General features: G+C 68.5%; 20 protein-coding genes. 7 read left to right on the top strand and 13 right to left on the bottom strand.

All coding sequences use genetic code 11. The annotated features are described in order from the left end of the window. Positions 1–5: 5 nt before the first annotated feature. The 6 genes from ACWGIC_RS07825 to ACWGIC_RS07800 form a co-directional block, all read right to left on the bottom strand. On the bottom strand, positions 6–3,440 hold the full coding sequence (locus ACWGIC_RS07825) for a WXG100 family type VII secretion target (protein WP_452075115.1): 3,435 nt from the start codon (positions 3,438–3,440) through the stop codon (positions 6–8). After that, the gene (locus ACWGIC_RS07820) at positions 3,440–3,772 is read right to left on the bottom strand and encodes a hypothetical protein (protein ID WP_452075114.1); all 333 of its coding nucleotides are present in this window, start codon (positions 3,770–3,772) and stop codon (positions 3,440–3,442) included. Before ACWGIC_RS07820 ends, ACWGIC_RS07825 begins: the two co-directional genes overlap by 1 nt. Before the next feature lies 1 nt (position 3,773). Continuing rightward, positions 3,774–4,031 carry an acyl carrier protein gene (locus tag ACWGIC_RS07815; protein WP_452075113.1) on the bottom strand — a complete coding sequence of 86 codons (258 nt, stop codon included), beginning with the start codon at positions 4,029–4,031 and terminating at the stop codon, positions 3,774–3,776. Beyond that, a complete protein-coding gene (locus tag ACWGIC_RS07810; RefSeq protein ID WP_452075151.1) occupies positions 4,024–5,631 on the bottom strand; it encodes a fatty acyl-AMP ligase in 1,608 nt (535 codons plus the stop codon). Before ACWGIC_RS07810 ends, ACWGIC_RS07815 begins: the two co-directional genes overlap by 8 nt. 90 nt (positions 5,632–5,721) lie before the next feature. Further along, complete coding sequence (locus tag ACWGIC_RS07805) at positions 5,722–6,921, bottom strand: RNA polymerase sigma factor (RefSeq protein ID WP_452075112.1); 1,200 nt, start codon at positions 6,919–6,921, stop codon at positions 5,722–5,724. Next, the gene (locus tag ACWGIC_RS07800; protein ID WP_452075111.1) at positions 6,918–7,289 is read right to left on the bottom strand and encodes a YciI family protein; all 372 of its coding nucleotides are present in this window, start codon (positions 7,287–7,289) and stop codon (positions 6,918–6,920) included. Before ACWGIC_RS07800 ends, ACWGIC_RS07805 begins: the two co-directional genes overlap by 4 nt. Positions 7,290–7,406: 117 nt before the next feature. On the opposite strand from ACWGIC_RS07800, the gene ACWGIC_RS07795 reads away from it, so the two are divergent. Then, entirely contained in the window at positions 7,407–8,174 is a 768-nt protein-coding gene (locus tag ACWGIC_RS07795; RefSeq protein ID WP_452075110.1) for a methyltransferase, read from the top strand. A gap of 6 nt (positions 8,175–8,180) precedes the next feature. On the opposite strand, the gene ACWGIC_RS07790 is transcribed toward ACWGIC_RS07795, so the two are convergent. Further along, positions 8,181–8,927, bottom strand: coding sequence for an alpha/beta fold hydrolase (locus ACWGIC_RS07790; RefSeq protein WP_452075109.1), 747 nt, complete (start codon positions 8,925–8,927; stop codon positions 8,181–8,183). A gap of 81 nt (positions 8,928–9,008) precedes the next feature. Between ACWGIC_RS07790 and ACWGIC_RS07785 the strand changes: the two genes are divergently transcribed. Continuing rightward, a complete protein-coding gene (locus ACWGIC_RS07785; RefSeq protein ID WP_452075108.1) occupies positions 9,009–9,602 on the top strand; it encodes a TetR/AcrR family transcriptional regulator in 594 nt (197 codons plus the stop codon). Here the strand turns inward: ACWGIC_RS07785 and ACWGIC_RS07780 are convergent. Then, on the bottom strand, positions 9,593–10,333 hold the full coding sequence (locus ACWGIC_RS07780; protein ID WP_452075107.1) for an SDR family oxidoreductase: 741 nt from the start codon (positions 10,331–10,333) through the stop codon (positions 9,593–9,595). The genes ACWGIC_RS07785 and ACWGIC_RS07780 overlap by 10 nt on opposite strands. Before the next feature lie 111 nt (positions 10,334–10,444). Between ACWGIC_RS07780 and ACWGIC_RS07775 the strand changes: the two genes are divergently transcribed. The 4 genes from ACWGIC_RS07775 (at position 10,445) to ACWGIC_RS07760 (ending at position 13,781) form a co-directional block, all read left to right on the top strand. Further along, positions 10,445–11,338: a LysR family transcriptional regulator gene (locus ACWGIC_RS07775; RefSeq protein WP_452075106.1), complete on the top strand. Its 894-nt coding sequence runs from the start codon at positions 10,445–10,447 to the stop codon at positions 11,336–11,338. A gap of 163 nt (positions 11,339–11,501) precedes the next feature. Next, a complete protein-coding gene (locus tag ACWGIC_RS07770) occupies positions 11,502–11,912 on the top strand; it encodes a hypothetical protein (RefSeq protein ID WP_452075105.1) in 411 nt (136 codons plus the stop codon). Then, on the top strand, positions 11,909–12,508 hold the full coding sequence (locus ACWGIC_RS07765) for a DUF3558 domain-containing protein (protein WP_452075104.1): 600 nt from the start codon (positions 11,909–11,911) through the stop codon (positions 12,506–12,508). Before ACWGIC_RS07770 ends, ACWGIC_RS07765 begins: the two co-directional genes overlap by 4 nt. A gap of 1 nt (position 12,509) precedes the next feature. After that, positions 12,510–13,781 (top strand): hypothetical protein, encoded by a 1,272-nt coding sequence (locus tag ACWGIC_RS07760; protein ID WP_452075103.1) that lies wholly within the window; start codon positions 12,510–12,512, stop codon positions 13,779–13,781. Between the two features lie 550 nt (positions 13,782–14,331). Here the strand turns inward: ACWGIC_RS07760 and ACWGIC_RS07755 are convergent. Continuing rightward, entirely contained in the window at positions 14,332–14,865 is a 534-nt protein-coding gene (locus tag ACWGIC_RS07755) for a hypothetical protein (RefSeq protein WP_452075102.1), read from the bottom strand. Between the two features lie 184 nt (positions 14,866–15,049). Between ACWGIC_RS07755 and ACWGIC_RS07750 the strand changes: the two genes are divergently transcribed. Continuing rightward, the gene (locus ACWGIC_RS07750; RefSeq protein ID WP_452075101.1) at positions 15,050–16,096 is read left to right on the top strand and encodes a LysR family transcriptional regulator; all 1,047 of its coding nucleotides are present in this window, start codon (positions 15,050–15,052) and stop codon (positions 16,094–16,096) included. Positions 16,097–16,129: 33 nt separating this feature from the next. On the opposite strand, the gene ACWGIC_RS07745 is transcribed toward ACWGIC_RS07750, so the two are convergent. The 4 genes from ACWGIC_RS07745 to ACWGIC_RS07730 form a co-directional block, all read right to left on the bottom strand. After that, complete coding sequence (locus ACWGIC_RS07745; protein ID WP_452075100.1) at positions 16,130–16,495, bottom strand: DUF427 domain-containing protein; 366 nt, start codon at positions 16,493–16,495, stop codon at positions 16,130–16,132. A gap of 83 nt (positions 16,496–16,578) precedes the next feature. Next, entirely contained in the window at positions 16,579–17,292 is a 714-nt protein-coding gene (locus ACWGIC_RS07740) for a S1 family peptidase (RefSeq protein WP_452075099.1), read from the bottom strand. A gap of 157 nt (positions 17,293–17,449) precedes the next feature. Next, the gene (locus tag ACWGIC_RS07735; RefSeq protein ID WP_452075150.1) at positions 17,450–17,812 is read right to left on the bottom strand and encodes a hypothetical protein; all 363 of its coding nucleotides are present in this window, start codon (positions 17,810–17,812) and stop codon (positions 17,450–17,452) included. Between the two features lie 22 nt (positions 17,813–17,834). Continuing rightward, positions 17,835–18,200, bottom strand: coding sequence for a hypothetical protein (locus ACWGIC_RS07730; RefSeq protein ID WP_452075098.1), 366 nt, complete (start codon positions 18,198–18,200; stop codon positions 17,835–17,837). Positions 18,201–18,381: the final 181 nt, after the last annotated feature.

Raw genomic sequence — 18,381 nt, 5'->3', positions numbered from 1 at the left:
CCCTCCTACCTGGTCCGGATGATCGGCGCGTCGTCGTCATCGTCGAGTGAACCAGTGATCCGCTTGGCCGGCTCGCCGAGGTTGTCGAAGACCGCGCCCTCGACCCGGTACGCCGCGCGCCGCTCGGTGTCGCCGCCTCCGCCGCCACCGCCTTGCCCGCCGCCCATCGGACCCATGCCGGGCATCCCGCTGCCGCCGGACTGCCCTGGCTGACCGGAGCCGCCGGGGTGGTCGCCCGCCGGTTGCGAGAACCCGCCGCCGGAGTGGGACACCGGCGTGCTGTCGACGCCGACCATGGGCCCGCCGTGCAGCGGAGCACTGTGCTGCACCCCCGGACCGCCGGTGTGGGAGATCTCCGGACCGGGCCCTTGCATCGGCAGGCCTGGAGCTCCGCTCGGAACGCCGTGGTGCAGTGGCTGGGCCGGACCGCCTGCCGGAGGTCCGCCGACCGGCTCGCCGGCGTGCGCCGGGTGCCCGCCGAGCGGGTCACCGGTGTGGGAGATCTCCGGACCCGGACCGCCGTGCATCGCATGCACCGGCGCGGAGTGGCCGCCGAGCGGATCACCGGTGTGCGAGATCTCCGGCCCTGGACCGCCCTCCACCGGATGGCCCGGCGTGGGGTGGCTGCCGCTGGGCGAGGCACCGCCGTGTCCTGGACCTTCGGGTCCCTTGTGGTCGCCGGCGTGCTTGCCGGGACCGTCGTCGCCGTGCTGGCCGGGACCGTCGCCCGCGTGGTGCCGCCCGGTGCTGTCGCCGGGCATCTGCGGTCCGTGGTCGACCGGACGCATGCCCTGCGGTTTGTCTTCCTCGCCGAGGGTGTACGTCGTCGGATTGCCCTTGCCGTCGTCGACCGTGACGACGGTCGGCCCGTTCGGCCCGTCCGGACGCTCGGCGGTGATCTTCGTGTCGCCGTCGCGGAGGTGGATCTTGCCGTCCGGCCCGGGGTGGTGGACCTCGGAGCCGTGCTGTCCGTCGCCGCCGTCGTGCCCGGATTTGTCGTCGGACCAGTCGATCTTGAAGTCCTTGACGTTCCCGGAGCCCTCGCCGATCTTGATGTCCATCTTGCCGTCGTGGTCCGGCTCGGACATCTCGAACGTCTTGTCGCCCTGCTTGACCTTCAGGACATCCCGGCCGTCTTCGTCGGGTTTGCCGTCGTGGTCCTTGTCCTCGCCGGGCTTGCCGTCGTCGGGCTTGCCGTCGTGGTTCTTGTCTTCACCCGGCTTGCCGTCGTCGGGCTTGCCGTCGTGGTTCTTGTCCTCGCCGGGCTTGCCGTCGTCAGGTTTGCCGTCGTGGTCTTTGTCCTCGCCCGGCTTGCCGTCGTGGCCCTTGCCGTCTTCGCCGCCAGGACCGCCGTCGGCGGGGTCGGTCTTGATCGGCGGACCGTCCACCGGACCGCCGCCGCCGGGAGAGCCGCCCCCGCCCTTGTCGCCGGGGATCTTGTCGTCCGGGACTTTGCCGTCCGGGCCCTTGCCGTCGCCGCCGGTCGAACCGGGTTCACCCGAACCGCCCGGTCCGCCGAGGCTGCCGCCGCCGTGGCTGCCCAGCGCGTCCTTCTTCAACGACTCCATCGCGGCCTCGGCCTTTTGCTTGGCCTCCGCCTGTGCCTTCTGCTTGGCCTCTTGCTCGGCCTTCTGCCGGGCCTCTTCCTCGGACTGGTGCTGGTCCTGACCGCCGCCGGACCCCGAACCGCCCGAGCCCGAACCGCCCGGACCAGAGCCACCGGGGCCGGAGCCACCGGAGCCGGAACCGCCACCGGAATCGGTCTTGATCGGCGGACCGTCCACCGGACCGCCTCCGCCGGTCCCGCCGCCGGGACCACCGCCCGAGCCCCCGCCGAGCGGGCCACCGCCCGGGGAATCGGACGGAACGTCGAGGTCGGGAACCTTCCCGCCGCCCCCGCCGGAACCGCTGCCGGACCCGCCGCCCGAACCGGATCCGCCGCCGGTGCCGCCTCCGGTTCCCCCACCGAAGCCGCCGCCGCTGCCGCTGCCACCGGGGTGGTCGCCCTGCGGCGTGTCCGAACCGGACCCGCCTCCAGTGCCGCCCCCGGTTCCGCCGCCGTGGCCACCGCCGGGACCGCCCTGGCCACCGCCGTAGCCGCCACCCTGACCGCTGCCACCGGGACCGCCGCCAGAACCACCCTGGCCGCCGCCCTTACCGCCCGGACCCTTGCCGCCCGGCCCCTGACCGCCCCCGCCGGGACCGCCGCCACCAGGACCGCCCGAACCGCCAGAGCCTCCGGCCCCGCCGTCCTTGGCGCCCTCGAACTTGTTCTTGATCTTGCCCATTTCCTTGTCGAGGGCGTCGTAAGCCTTGTCGACGAGGTCCTTGGCGTCCTTGCAGGCCTTCTCGAACCCCTTGTAGATGGTGTCCCACATGTCGGGGTTGAACTGGTTCATGATCCACTGCTTGGCGAGATCCTTGCCGTGGCTCTGGATCTCGTCGTCGTCGCAGCAGCCCTGGTCGTTGAGGGTGTCGACCAGGTTGGTGCCGAAGTTGTAGTCCATCCAGCCGGCGATCTGGGCCAGGTCGTTGACGCTGCCGTGCTCGCCGTTGGCGACCGCGATGACCTTCTGCGCCATCGTGTAGTCGGCCTTGCCGACCTGATCGCGGTACAGCGCGATGACCTGGTCGGCCTTCCCCTTGCACAGGTCGAACAGCGTCTTCGTGGTGTGCAGTGTCGCTTCGCTGGCGTGGCTGAGGTCGTCCCCCAGCTTCGCGGCCTTCTTCTGGATGCTCTCGTTGTACTTGTCCGACGCCGCGTCGGCTCCGGCTCCGGTCCAGGTCCCGAACAGGGTGCCCAGTTCGGTTCCGGTTTCGGTCAGCGTCGACTTCACGGTTTCCGAGCCGTGCTTGAAATGCATGGCGTCGTTGACGAAGCCCTCGAAGCTGATGCCGCGCTGCTCGTCGAACGGACCGCGGATGTCCTTGTCGAGGTCGAGCTTGCGCGTGTTCCCCTTGCAGTCGTCGGGGATCTTCTCGAGCAGCCCGCCGAAGGTCTCGAACACCCGCAGCGCGGCCGCCGCGGGGTCGAAGAGTTCATCGGACGTCTTCGTGCCGGTGGCCCCGGCGTCCTTGCCCTGCCCAGGAGCGGGCGGCTGCTTCTTGCCGAGCTCGTCCTTGCCCTTGTCGACTTCCTTTTTCTTCTCGTCCTGGTTGTAGCTGTTCTGCTGGCCCTTCTGCCGGGCCTCTTCGTAGATCTGTTCGAGCTTCGGTGCACCGCCCGGTGCCGCGAACGGATCGTTCGGGATGGGGATGAACGTCCGCCCGTACGACTTGATGTACTTCGCGACGTCCTTGCCCTCTTCGCCTTCGGGATGCGGGTGTTCGTGCACCCACGCCCGGAGCAGCCCGTCCTTCAGCTCCGGCGGCACCGCCGAGTTGTCGAGCAGCTTCTTGACATCCGGCCACGTCTTCGGCTGCTGCTTGTCGTCCGCCATCAGAGAATCCCGTCGACGCCGTTGCCGGTCTTGTTAATGGCGCCGGACTGGTTGTCCTCGTTCTTGCCGTAGGCAGAGCCGGCGGTGCTGATGTTCGTGCCGAACGCTTCGAGGGCCTTGCTGTAGCCGGAGAGCGCCCCCCACAGCTGTTTGGTCCCCTCGAGGTACTTGTCGGCGTGCGCCTGGTGCACCCGGCCGAACTTCTCCTTGGTCAGCTCGGAGTGTTCGAGGTCCGGATTGTCGTCCAGCAGCTTCTCCGCCAGGTCGCCGATTTTCTTCGACGCCTTCGACAACGCTTCGGTTGTCGCGGTGTACCCGCCCCCACCGCTCATTTCAGTGCTTCTCCTCAGCTCGGCTAGCTGCCAGGGCCTCCGCGAGCACGTCCGCCACGGATTCCACGTCGGTGAACCGATCGAGCTGGTCCAGATCGATCGACACGTCGTAGTAGATCTCCAGCGCCGCGAGAAGCCGGATCCGGCCCTTCGAGTCGATGCCGAGCTCCTCCAGCGGAGCGTCGGGCACGACGAGGGCCGGGTCGAGCCGGAAGGTGTCGCTGACGACCTTCGTGACCTCGGCGCAGTGATCACCCACGCACGCCACCGTAACGCGCTTTGGCGGCGGACCGGGCGACCTTCCCGCTGGAAGTGCGCGGAAGTCCGCCAGAAGGGACCAGGTGTACCGCACGGAGCGTGAGGTCGTGCTCGCTCGACACCGCGCGCAGCACCGCCCTGGTCACGTCTTTGACCTCGGCTTCCGCGCCGCGGGCCCATTCCGCGACGACCATCGCACCCTCGCCGTGGTCGTCGGCGACGCCGAACGCGGCGACCCGGTCGCGGCGGATCGCCGGATGCGCCTCGCCCGCCGCGGCTTCGAGGTCTTGCGGGTGGAAGTTGCGGCCGTCGACGACGATCAGGTCTTTGAGCCTGCCGGTGACGTAGAGGTCTCCGCGGTGGAAAACGCCGAGGTCGCCGGTGCGCAGCCAGCCGTCGAGCCCATTGAGAACGCCGCTGAACGCGTCCGCGTCGCCGCGGCCCCAATAGCCGGACGCGACGTTCTGGCCGTGCACCCAGATCTCGCCGACCTCGCCTTCGGGCTGTTCGCGTCCGTCGTGGACGATCCGGACGAGCTGTCCGACCGGCCGTCCCACCGACATCACCGGCTGGCCGTCCGGCGTTTCGACGGCCTGACCCTGGGCCAGCGCTTCCCGGTCGAGCACCGCGCCGCGCGGTCCTTCCTCGCCCGCGCTCGCGACGTACACCGTGGCCTCGGCCAGCCCGTACGACGGACGATGCGCCTCCGGACGGAACCCGCGCGGGCCGAACACCTCGTGGAACCGCTCGACCGTGCGCGGCCGGACGGGCTCGGCGCCGTTGAGCGCGACCCGGACGTCCGAAAGATCGAGGTCGTCCTCCGCGCCGGCGTCGGCCGCCAGGTCGTAGGCGAAGTTCGGGGCCGCGGTGAAAACGGCCGGGTAGTCCGACATCTGCCGCAGCCAGCGCTGCGGCCGGTGCACGAACTCCGCCGGGGACATGAACACCGACCGGCCGCCTGCGTAAACCGGCAGGCACAGCAGCTGGATCAGGCCCATGTCGTGGAAGAACGGGATCCAGCCCGCGCAGGTCGTCTGCTCGTCGGAGGCGTAGGCGTGGCTGGCCTGCCAGCAGGCCGCGACGATCGCCCGGTGCGGGATCACCGCGCCCGCCGGTTCGCGCGTCGACCCCGAGGTGTACTGCAGGTACGCCGGGCTTTCCGGGTCCACGCGCACCGGGTCGGCACCCGGTCCGGACAGTTCGTCCACCACCACGAGGTCGCCGGGGTCGCTGAACTCGCGCACCTTCGCCGCGACCGCCGACGACGTCGCCCACACTCGCGCGCCGGAATCGGCGAGGACCCCGGCGAGCCGGTCGGCCTGCGCGCGGTTGCCCGGCAGCATCAGCGGAACGGCGACCATCCCGGCGGCGAGAGCGCCGAAAAACGCCAGCGGGTAAGCGAGTTCCTGCCCGGCGAGAATCGCGACGCGCTCGCCCGGTTCCGCGACCCGGCGCAATTCGCCTGCCACGATCCGGACTTTGGCGGCGAACTCCGCCCACGTCAGCGTGTGCTCGACGCCGCGGGTGTGCTCTTGGTGGGTGAACAGCGGCCGTTCGTCGTCGGCGCGGGCGAACAGCCGGTCCACGATCGAGACCTGCATTACCTCGTCAGGCACGCTCTCAGACGTCCGGGACACGCAGCGCAACCTACTCGACCTCGCGACCGGCCCGCGAGCCCGGTCGCGGAGAATTCACTCGCGCACCTGGGCGGCCCGGGATTCCAAATAGCGTTTCTCCGCGATACTCGCTGTCGCTTTGGCCGCCTGCCGGTAGTTCTCGTACGCGCCAGGCAGATCCCCGGCCTTCTCCAGCAAATGCGCCCGCACCGACAGCAGCCGGTGGTGCCGCGCCATCCGCTCCTCACCGTCTAATGTGGACAGCAGGGCGAGCCCGGCCCGCGGCCCCTCGGTCTCGGCGAGCGCAATGGCCCGGTTCAGCGTCACCACCGGATTGGGCGCGATCCGTTCCAGGATCAGGTAAAGCGCGTGCACCTGCCGCCAGTTGGTCTCCTCCGCGGTGTCCGCGTCGGCGTGTGTCGCGGCGATGGCCGCCTGCAGCTGATACGGACCGAGCGTCGAACCGGCCAGCGACGCTTTCGCCAGCTCAGTGCCCTCGTCGAGCATCGCGCGATCCCACGTCGTGCGGTCCTGGTCGGCCAGCGGAACCAGGTCGCCGGACGGCGTCGTGCGAGCCGCCCGGCGCGCGTGGGTCAGCAGCATCAACGCGAGCAGACCGGTCACTTCGCTGTCGTCCGGCAGCCGCGCGTGCACCATCCTGGCCAGCCGGATCGCCTCGTACGCCAGGTCCGCGCGGTGCAGGTCGCTGCCGGAAGAGGCGGTGTAGCCCTCGTTGAAAATCAGGTAAAGCACCTGCAGCACGACATTCAGCCGCTCCGGCCCTTCCGACCCGGGGAACGAACTGCCCGCCGCCTTGATGCTCTGTTTCGCACGGCTGATCCGGGCAGCCATCGTGCCCTCCGGGACCAAGAACGCGCGGGCGATCTCCGCCGTGGTCAGCCCGCCGACCGCCCGCAGGGTCAACGCGGTCTGCGACGCCGGGGTCAGCGCCGGATGGCAGCACAGGAACAGCAGGAGCAGCGTGTCGTCGGTGTCCGGCACTTCGGGCGCAGCCTCGACGGCGTTCGCCAGCTCCCTCTCCCGGCGCGCCAGGTCGCTGCGCAACTGGTCGACGTAGCGCCGGGACGCGACTGTCGACAGCCAGCCGCGCGGGTTGTTCGGCACGCCTTCGACCGGCCACTGCTGAGAGGCGGCGAGGACGGCTTCCTGCACCGCGTCCTCGCACCCCTCGAACTGGCCGTACCGGCGCACCAGCACGCCAAGGACCTGCGGCACGAGTTCGCGCAGCAGGTCCTCGACGGAGGGAGAACTCACGCGTCCAATTGTCCTTCCGAGAACATCACCTGGCGCACCTCGACGCCGAGCCCCTCGATCGCGGCGTCCGGCACCTGCGCGGCCAGCTCGATCGCGCGCTCCTTGCTCTCGACGTCGATCAGGTAGTAGCCGCCGAGGAACTCCTTGGATTCGAGGAACGGCCCGTCGGTCACGACCAGCTGCCCGCCCCGCACCGACACCACCGCGGCCTGCGACGGATCGGCCAGCGCCTGCGCGGCGATCAGCTCGCCGGACTTCTTCGTCGACTCCATGAACGCGGTGACGCCGTTGCCGAGGGCTTCCTTCTCCTCGTCGGTCAGCGCGTCGAGGACGGACTGGTTGATGTGCAGACTGATCAGGAACTTCATCGTCTTGCTCCTCGTGGTTTCGGGGTCTTTCGGGGAGTGGTCGGAGGCGGCGGCGGGTTCTGGACACGGACTTTATGTGACGCGCGTCACTCTCTATCTGAGAGCACTATGAACGACATGGAGACCGACGCCTGGGCCGCGCTGGCAAGTCCGTTCGTGGAAGGCGCGTACGCGACGGTTAAGGGTCGCGTTCGCACGTACGTCCTGCATCAGCAGCTCATGGCGCACCTGCCTCCGCCGCCCGCCACCGTGCTGGACGTCGGCGGCGGGGCCGGACATCAGTCGTTTCCGTTGGCGCACTTGGGTTACGACGTCGTCCTGCTGGACTCTTCCGACGCGATGCTGTCGAAGGCGGAACAGCGTCTCGCAGCCGAGCCAGCCGACGTTCGCGAGCGAGTCCGACTGGTACGCAGCCGCGGCGAGGACGCCGTCGCGGCAACCGCGGGCCAGAAATTCGACGCGGTGCTGTGCCACGGCGTGCTGATGTACGTGGACGATCCCGCGCCGATGATCGACGCGCTGTGCGCCTGCGCGGCACCCGGCGGGATCGTCTCAATGATGGCACTCAACGCCGAGACGCTGGCCGTCCTCCCCGCACTGGAACGGCGGTGGAGCGACGCGCTGACGGCGTTCGACGCACACGGCGAGCGGGGCGTCCTCGGCGTGGACACGCGCGCCGACACGGTGACTGAGCTGTCGCAGCTCCTCGCCGATCAGGGGGCAGAACCGCTTGCCTGGTACGGAGTTTGGCTGTTCGCCGACTGGATGGACCTGGACGTCGACGAGAGCCGGATCGACCAGATCGCGGCGGTCGAGCTGGAGGCCGCGCGACGAGATCCGTACCGGCGGCTCAGCCGGGTGTTCCATCTCGTCGCGCGCGCCTGAACCGTCCTATTTGGACGAGTCCCAGAACTCCGTCAGGATCCGCGCACCCTGGACCGGATCCTGTGTCATCCACCAGTGCCCGAGCCCCTCCAGCACCGCGACCTTCGCACCGGCCCGTGCGGCCGCCTCGCGACGTTGCTCGTCCGTCCCGACGAAGTGGTCCTCAGTCGCCAGCACGACGAGGCCAGGACGCTCCGCCGCGCGTCCGAGATCCCGGCCGAACTCCGCGATCGCCGGCTGTGCCGCGGACCGGTAGAGCGGCAGCACTGCGCGGGCCATGTCGTCGTTCATCCCCGCGGCGACCTTGGCGGCCACCGACTCGTGCATTCCGCCGCCGACCAGGCGTTCGGCCCGGGCTTCCACCGGCGCACCGAACATCGCCGCGACGGATTCCTCGCCGACGCCCGGTTTCTGCCACCCCTGCGCGAGGTCGTGCCAGACGTAATCCGGGTGGAACGCGCCCGCTGTGTCACTGGCCCAGCTGCGCACCAGCTCCGGGCGCGCCATGACGGCGTTGAGCACGTGCGCGCCGCCCCAGTCGTGGCCGACCAGGTCGACCGGTTCGGGGAACTTCTCCAGCTCGGCGATCAGCCAGTCGCGATACTCGACGGCCGTCGCGCCGAACCCTTCAGGCCACGGCGCGCCGAATCCGGGCGGGGACAGGCATACAGTCGGCCGGTCGCCCAGCTCAGCGAGCAGACGGTCCCACACCGCGGCGGTCTCCGGGTTGCCATGGACGAAAACTGCGGTCATTGGGGTTTCCTCCCTCTCGATGCTCCCCACCTTACGCATACTTGCTTGTTGGCTGGCAAGTATGTTGTAGGGTTTCTTCCCATGCCGCGCCGCACTCAACAGGAACGCCGCGACCAGGCGGCGGCCGCACTGCTCGAAGCCGCCGCCGAGCTGGTCGTCGAGGAAGGCGTGCGCGCCGTGACCCTGGCGCGCGTCGGCGAGCGCGCCGGCTACAGCCGCGGCCTGGTCACCCACCATTTCGGCGGCAAACAAGCCCTGCTGGAACAACTAGCCCGCACCACGCAAACCGGCTTCGTCCCCGGACTGGACACCCTGGCACCCGGCCTGGACCGGCTGGTGCGGCTGATCGACGGCTACGTCGCCCAGCTGTCCGAGCCGGACGTGCTGAGCCGGGCTTTCCTGGTGCTGTGGGCGGAATCGATGACCGCCCCGGAACTGGCCCCGATCTTCCGCGAACGCGACCAAGCCTTCCGCGACGACCTGCGCCAGGAGATCGCAGCCGGCGTCGCCGACGGCACCATCCGCGCCGACGCCGATCCGGAACAGCTCGCCGTGGCGATCGTCGGACAGCTCCGCGGCATCGCACTGCAATGCCTGCTCGACCCAGCCGCGGTGGAGCCGACCGAACTGTGCCGCTGCGGTGCCGAGGTGTGGCGGCGGGCGCTTCAGAGCTGAGACACGCCGCCGTCGACCGGTAGCTCCGCGCCAGTGGTGTAGGTGGCGTCGAAGGCTAGGAACAGCATCGCCGTCGCGACCTCCTCCGGGGCACCGAAGCGGGACATCGGATTGTCGGCGGTCATCTGAGCTTTCGCCGGCTCCGCGACCTCCGGCGGGAGCGACCGGTCCAGGATGCCGGTGTCGATCGGTCCCGGGCTGACCGCGTTGACCCGGATCTTGCGCGGCAGCAGCTCAGTCGCGAAACTGCGGGCCATCGATCGCAGCGCCGCCTTTGTCGCGGCATACCCGCTCATCATCGGCACCCCGCGGACGTTCGCCACCGACGTCGTGAGCACCACCGCTCCGCCCTCGTTCAGCAACGGCGCGAGCTTCTGTACCGTGAAATAGGGTCCCTTGGCGTTGATGGCGAACAACTCATCGAAATCCTCTTCGCGGACCTCGGCAAGCGGAGCCATCTTCGCCACACCCGCATTCACGAATACCGCGTCAATCGTTCCGAACTCTTTTTCCACGCGATCCGCCAACGCGTCGAGCTCCGCCAGCGAGGCGATGTCGCTGCGCACCACGACGGCGCGTTCTCCCAGCTCAACAGCAGCCTTGTCGAGCTGCTCCCGCTTGCGCCCGGTGACGATCACCCGTCCGCCCTCACTGGTCAACCGCTTCGCCACGGTAAACCCGAACCCACTGGTTCCGCCGACAATCACAACCCGTTTGCCCTCGTACTTCATTTCTCGCCCTCTCCTTTCCTTGAACCCAGTCAAGAACGGTTTCGCTCCACCGTCCAAGACCCGTTTCGCAGGTCGTCATGCCTGCCCCGCATGACGCGTAACCTGGAGTCCGTGACCAGCCCGTTCGACCCCAGCGCGGACTTCGACCTGCGGCTGGTGCGGTACTTCACCGCCGTCGCCGAACACCGGAACATCGGCCGAGCCGCTGCCGCGCTGCACGTCGCGCAGCCGTCACTGGGCAGGCAGCTCCAGCGCCTGGAGGACCAACTGGGAGTCCGCCTGCTGAAACGCACGCGGCAAGGCACCCAGCTCACCAAGGCGGGCGAGGCCTTCCTCCCCTACGCACAGGAACTGCTGGCGACCGCCCACCTGGCCCGCCGCACCACGAAAGCCGCCGCGGCCCCGCAAACGGTCACCCTCGGCTACACCGACGACTTCATCGTGACCCCCGTGGTCCGCGATCTGCGCCGACGCCATCCCGACGCCGAGATCCGCACCCGGCATCTGCGCTGGAACGACACCGTCGCGCTGCCGGAACACCGCGTGGACGCGCTGGTGTCCCGTCTCCCCTTCCCGTTCCCATCGGACGACCTGCGCGTGACTGTTCTTCGCGACGAACCCCGGGTTTTGGTCGTTTCGAAGGAGCATCCGTTGGCCGCCAAGGATTCCGTCGGAGTGGGGGATCTCGCAGAGGAACCCGTACTCCCCTGTACCGGCCCGACAACGACTTGGCGGCAGTTCTGGCGTTCGGAACCGCGGCCGGACGGTGTCGCAGCACCTCCCCTCGCGGAAAGCTACGAGGACAAAGTGGAACTGGTCGCCGAGGGGCGGGCCGTAGCGGTCCTGCCGCTGACCGATTGCCGCATCCGCGCCCGGCCGGACCTGACCACGGTGACGATCGACGGGATCGACCCCTGTCAGATCGTGGTAGCCAGCCGAGCCAGCGACGAAAACCCCCTGCTGCCGGACGTCCACCGGGCGGCGGTCCGGCATTTGTCGGCTTGAACTGGGCATTCACAACTGTTCGTGGAATGCCATAGAAATTGCGACTAGAGCATTTATGTCTAGCTGCTTTCCGCATTTCGGAGAACGTCACACAGGCAGTGAGTGATCAGCTACTTTGTTAGCTGTCTGCATTTGGTGACACCGAACATGGGGAGGGCTTCGCGTGTGGGAGGACGTCGAGTTCTCGGTCTTGCACCCGTGGGAATCCCAGCCCCGCCAGGGCGGGTTCTCCCTGGACGCGGATATCGCGAAGGAAATACTGCAAGAGCTGCGCGGGTACCAAGACCGGCTGTTGGCAATGCAGCGCAAAGTCACCGCGTTGTGCGCCATGAAACCGCCGTCGAAGGACCCGTCGACCATGGCGATGCAGGTCGCCATGGTCGGTGCCAGCACCGGGAAACAGGGAGCGTTCTCCTACGGAAGCAAGCACATCGACCTGCAATTGTCCTACGTCACCGAACTGATCGACCGGATCCGGAAAGCGCTGGCCGCGATCGGGGAGAGCGATCAGAGCCAGGCCAAGTCCGTTCAGAACACCGCCCACAGCCCCGGCGCTCAAGGAAACTTCGGATGAACCCGCGCACCATCCTCGCGGTGCTCAGCGTCGCCGCCTTCGCCGCTGCCTGCTCCACGCCCACGGACGGAACCGCGGGACCGAGCACCGCGTCATCGGCTCCGTCGCTGCCTTACGGCGGTGCGCCGAAGGTCGAGAACCCACTGCCCGACAACGTGCTCTCCGGCGACCCGTGCCAGGCGCTCACCCCGGAACAACTCACCTTCCAGCTCGGCTCCGCGGTAACCGGCAAGCCCGACAGCGTTCCCACTCGCGCCTGCGATTGGACCAGCCCGGATACCCACAGCTTTATCGGCTTGTCCTTCTTCGCCAAGAACAACGACGGCCTCAGCAACGTCTACGCCAACGTCCGGCCGCAGATGAAACGCTTCGACGTGCTCCCTCCCATCCAGGGCTTCCCCGCGGTCGCCTACAGCGTCAGCCCCGGGCCGAATTCCAACTCCTGCGACGTCAACGTCGGCGTCACCGACCAGCTTTCCTTCGCGGTCGAGGCTTCTCCGGGAGAGACCAAGCGCGGCAAGGTCGACCCTTGCCCGCTCGCGGCGTCAGTCGCCGATAACGTCATCACCACGCTGAAGCGGAAAGCCGGCCGGTGACATGAAGTTCTGGGAGCCGATCAAGCAGTACCTCGACCAGCACCAGGAGCTGACGGTGCCCATCGAGGACATCGTCAAAGAAGTCCAGTCCTCCGATCCCAGCGGATGGCATGAAGGCGCGGCCACCGCGCGCGAACTGGCCAGCGAGCAAGAGGCGATGAGCCAGGACCTGTCCGGAACCCTGACGAAGCTGGAATCATGTTGGACCGGCCAAGGCGCCGACCTCGTCGCCGAACGGCTGCGCCGCGTCCGTGCCTCCGCGATCGACGCGCATCAAGCCTTCGCGGCCAACGAAAACACCCACGCCACCGGCATCGCCCTGCACGAGAATCTGCGGAATCAGCTGACCTCGATCCCGCCCGCCCCCACCGCGAGCCCGACGCCCGCAGTCGGCCTGATGAACGTCGACGTCCTCTCCCAGCTCGTCGAGCACGACAGTGCGCAGCAGAAAAACCTTGAGACGTACGAGAAATTCACCTCGGAAAGCCAGGGCAACTCGCAGCAGCTGAAGGTCGACTACGGCAAGATCGGCACCTACGACGGCGGCGACGTGACCATCCAGCAGCACCCCGCCACCGAGATCAAGCCACAACCCGGCCCGGAAGCTCCCGGGGAGCAGCACCGACCCCCAAGCGAGGCTGGCTCGACGTTCAGTCCGGGAACTGCGCACCACAGCACTTCCTCGCCCAGTTCACCGAACGCGAATACCTTGCCGGGCAGGCAAAACGACCACACAACCACTTCCGGTTACACCCCGCCGCCGACGAACTCCGGATCGAACGCGGACCAGCCGTGGCGCGGCGGAACGAAAAGCCCCTCGGTACCCGGCCCGGTGAACGAATTCGGCATCCCGCCGATCAACGGCACCAGCGGAGGTATCGCAGACCGGCTCGGCGGCGGTTCCGGACGCATCGGCGATGGCAGGCCCGGCAGTGGTTCCGGACGACCCGGCAGCGAAGGCGGTTCCGGACGCTCAGGCAACAGTCCCGGCAAAACCGGCGGCGGTTCCGGTCGGTTTGGCGGCGAAGCAGGGCCACGATCCGGAGCCGGGGCGAGCGAAGGCGCGGCTTCCCGCGTCAGCGCGGAACGTGGTGCACCCGGCGGAAAAGGCCTGCCCGGTGCGGCAACGACCGGAGCCCAGCGCGGCAAGAACGAAGAAGACGAAGAGCATCAACGCAAGTACGTCCTCGACGTCGACCTCTTCGCCGACGACGGCACCGCCGTCGACCCGGAAACCGGCATGCGGCCGACGCCGCCGACTCTCGGCGCGTAGCAAGCCCCGGCGGCCTTCGAGCGGCCAGCCGGGTCAACTCGCCGCGGTCAGCGGAGTGCGCTAGGCAGAAGCGAGCCACGCGGTCCCGCCTCGCCGCCGGTCAAGACGGCGAGGCGGAACTCCCCCTCGAACGGCACTCCCCTCAGCACCGTTCCCCTCAAACGGCACTCCCCTCATGCATCGCTTCCCTCAAGCGCTGCCCCTCGCACGGTGCCCTCCCCGCACCGTCCCTCAACTGGTCGCCCCCTCAGAGGCGTGTCCCTCAAGCATCCGTCCCCTCAAACGGACCCCTCAAGCACCGTCTCCGAAAGCGCCACCGCTCCAGCGACGTCCTCGCGGAAAGCCGCCCCTCACGGCCCTTCCGCGAAAACGTTGCCCAGGAACAGTCACCGGCCTCAAGCGCTGCCCCTCACCAGCACTCCCCTCCGGCACCGCCCCGAGCACGATCTCCTCAGGCACCCAGTTCCTCAAGCGGCACGACCCCTCAGACGTGCCGCCCGAAACCGGACCCCGAAAGCGCCCCTCCCCAAGCGCCGAAGCTCAACCAGTCTCAGACCGCGAACGCCGCGGTCTTCCGCGCGATCACCGCGGTCTTCCGTGCCCGGACCGCCCGGTTGGCCCCCGGCAGCCACTGCACCACGAGCACCGCCAGCAGGCTCAGTACCGCGACCGCGTCGAAGGCGTTGAGCAACGCCGGGTTCAGGTCGATCAGATCCCGCAGGCCAAGCCCGATGCCGAAGACCGCGAACACCGTCAGCACCACCCGGGCCCAGTTGTGCGCGGCGAGCACCATCGCCGCCGACACGAGCGTCACCAGGCCGATGACCAGCCAGATCGCCGCGCGGCTGGTGAACGACGGCATGGCGATTCCGGTCAGGTCGTCGACCGTCAGCAGACCGCTGGAGGCCAATTGACGGCCTTCGGTGTGCAGGTACTCCTGCACGGCGGGGCGGATCAGACCCTCCCCTCGCACCAGCACCATCGCACCCCACAGCAGTCCGCTGAGCGCGCCGATCAGCCCCAGCCCCCCGCCAATGGTCAGGGTGCGGGAGCGCCGCGCGCCGGTGGAACTGTACGAACTCACTTCTGTCGAACTCCTCGGATCAAGCAATCGAATCAAGCGACACGGAGTTTCCCGCCGACTGCTTGCGCCGTCCACTGGTTCGCAGATAAAATCTGTAGATTTTTTTAACTGGCCGCGAGATCAGCAAGGCCAAGATAGGCTCTTCGTCGTCCGAGAAGCGAACGCAGAAGGCGAGCCCTGCCAGATGTCCGCACCCAGCCCGTTCCGGTCGCCGTCGTTCAACGTCCTCAGCAGGCTCCTGCGCTCGTCACCCGCCCTGCTCGACACGACGTTCGACCAGCTGCGCACGCTGATCACGGTCGCGGAAACCGGAACCGCTCTCGCCGCCGCCCGCACGCTCGGCCGCGACCAGTCCAGTGTGCAAAAACAACTCGACACTCTCAACCGCAATTTCTCCGAATTGTGCGGAGAACCATTGTTGCATCGCCAGGGACGCGGCCGGGACGTTCTTTTTACCGACACCGGGCGCGCCATCGCGCAACAAGCCCGCCGCACTCTTACCGAATGGCTGGACACCATTCACGAATGCCGCCGCGAACTCGGCGGAACGCTCACCGTCGGCGCGACCCGCTACACCCTCGGCAGCCTTGCCCACGCCGGCGATCTCGTGGCCGAGCAGTTCCGCGCCCGCGACATCGAGCTGAACGTGGTGCACGTGCGCACCAAAGACCTGATCGACCGGCTGCTGGCCAAGGACGTGGACCTGGTCTGCGGCAGCGTCGTCACGACCAACGCGCTCGACACCGTCGACGTGCTGGAATGGCGGCGCAGCGGACTCGGCATCGTGACCAATATGGACACTCCGAAACCCGGGGAGTCCGTGGCCACCAGCCAATTGCCGACGTTGCCGCTCGTCGTTCCCAGCGGCGGCGTGATCAACGACTTTATGCGCGGCTGGTTCGGCTCCGACTACCGCAACCGGCTCGACATCGTAGCCGAGATCGACTCCGCGCAATACGGATTCGAACTGCTCCGTTCGGGTTTGATCCGCGGCTGCATGCTCGTCACCCAAGGGCTCGGCGAAGCGGCGGGCGAAAACCGGCTGCACGCCGCCTCCGGATTGCGCACCATCGGTCTCGTCGACGACATCGAGCCGAAACTCGAACTGCTCGTCGGCGTGTTCGCCCGGCGCGGCGAACGGTCCTCGTACCCGGACAGCCATCCGCTCAACCTGCTGTGGAACGCGCTGCACCAAGCCGGAGAGGCGTCCTGGCTCGAAGTCGACCGCTGACTGGCCTGATGACGGGCCTGGCGAAGAACCCCCTCAGCCGACCTCCTCGATCTCCACCCGATCCGGATAGAACGCGACGTGCCCCTTGATCGGAGCCACCGCGTCGTACGGGGCCTCGTAAACCCACACCGCGTTCTCGCCGTCCGGCACCGCGGCGAGGCTGTAGTACGAAGCGTCGCCCTTGTACGGGCAGTGCGTCCGGTGGTCGGTGGGCGAAAGCATCGCGAGGTCGACATCCTCTAGCGGGATGTACTGCACCGGCGGATAGTTCGCCTCTCGCAGCACCTGCGCGCGGGTGGTGTCGGCGATGGTCTTCTCGCCTGCCTTGACCACCACCCGCGCGGGGTTCGGCTCAACGGTGATCGGGTGGTCCGGCCCAGGGATCAGCTTGTCGGGCATGGTTCTCCTCCTCCGCGCAACGGAAGCGGTGCGCATACCCCAACCCTAGGCCGGACCACCGACAAAATCAGGTGCCCGCGAGATCAGACGCCGGCGACCTGCGAGATCCAGCTGCGGTACCGCGTGATGTTGGTGTAGGCGGTGCTGCTCTGCCGGTCGCTGGTCGAGGCGACGCCGACCTGGTGCCCGGACGCGAACATCGGGCCGCCCGAGTCGCCGCCCGCGGTGATGCCGTCGACTCGGGTAGCACACACCGCGACGCCGCCTTCGTAGTCGCTGCACGACGGCGTCGTGACGCGCACGTTGGCCACCTTCAGGTACCGCGACTGGCAGTTGATCTCCGAACCGCACCGGCTCGTCGCGCCCCAGCCGTACACCTGCACGGTCTGCCCGGCGCGGACGTCGGTCGACGTGCCCAGCGGCGAGTACGTCGCGTTCACCGAGCTGGACAGCCGGACGATGGCCAGGTCAGCGGCGCCGGGGTAGCGCGTGATCGCGGCGCCGGTGGCCATCGTGCCGCCGCTGCTCTGGTCGAGGCTGCCGATGCGGAAGGTGTAGGTGCCGCTGGAGGCGACGCAGTGCTTCGCGGTGAGGATGTACTGCGGCGCGATGATCGTGGCCGTGCAGTTCTGCTGCCCGTTCACGAACAGCCGCGCCGCCCACGGGGCGTTCGAGGCGTAGCCGCCGCCGATGATCGCGGGGGTCGAGGTCGGCCCGCTGGAAGCGGCGGCCTGACCGGCGAATCCGGCTAGGCCAAGCGCGGTGGCGAGCACGAGCAAACAGGTGCGCAAACGCATGGTCTCTCGTTTCTGCGGCTTCGTCGCCGCGGTTCCGGTGGGGACGGGGCCTCGATCCTCTTCTGCCGCGCCCAGGAACCAGAACCGGCGAAAGTAGCCGGGGACCACCTGTTCTTCTGCTGCCGCCGTCGCTACGGACAGTTCCGCGTACTGTTCCTCAGCTGGCGACGCGCGTCCGGCGCAGCCAGTACAGGCCGATCACCGGAAGCACCAGCGGGATGAAGAGGTAGCCCTGCCCGTACACCGACCACACCGTGGCGTCCGGGAACGCCTGCCGGTCGAAAATGCTCAGGGTGCCGACGGTCAGCACGCCCAGCAGTTCGACCGTGCACGCGGCGAGCGCGATGCCCCACCACGTCCGGCCGCCGCGGGCGAGCGCGACCGTGGCCAGGATGTAGACCAGCGCGGCGAAGGCCGACAGCAGGTACGCCAGTGGCGCTTCATGGAACTTCGTGCCGATCTGGACGCCCGCCCGCGACGTCGCGGCGAGCGCGAAGATGGCGTACACCGCGACCAGGATCCGGCCGGGGCCGGTAGCCGTCTTACGCGCTTGCTCCACTCCACACCTCGTTCAGTCGCAGCACCATCACCGGAATGGCCAGGCAGGCGATGCCGAGCACGACCGTGCTCGACCGGCTCTGCTCGGCCAGCGCCCACGCCGCGCCGACCGGCAGGACGACGAGGCAGCCGATCAGGTAGGCGAGGTAGGTCGCGAGGCTGCCCGGATGGTGCCCGCCGACGAGCAGCACGATCCCGATCACGAGCTGGGCGACCAGCAGCACCTCGATCACGCCGAGCGCGACGAGCAGCGGGGTGTCCGGCAGCCGCTTGCGCGCCGCCTGGACGAAACTCCACAGTGCGACGAGCAGCGCGCACCCAGCGACCGCTGCCGCGAACCCGACGATCACCCGTTCCTCCTTTTGCCCGCCGGGCTCAACGTACCCGCCTCGCCCGCCGCCCCGGACGGGCGAGGGTCCGACGGCGTGGCCGGGGCCACGTTCACCGGAACGGGTCGCTGGCATTCCGTCAATTCTCGAATGCCACGGAAATCCCGCTCGACCGGGCGACGGGGAATCACCCTCAGTTCGC

The organism is Amycolatopsis sp. NPDC054798 (assembly GCF_053611505.1).
The sequence above is the reverse complement of the archived record's forward strand: the minus strand, read 5'-3'. Positions and strand labels throughout refer to the sequence as shown.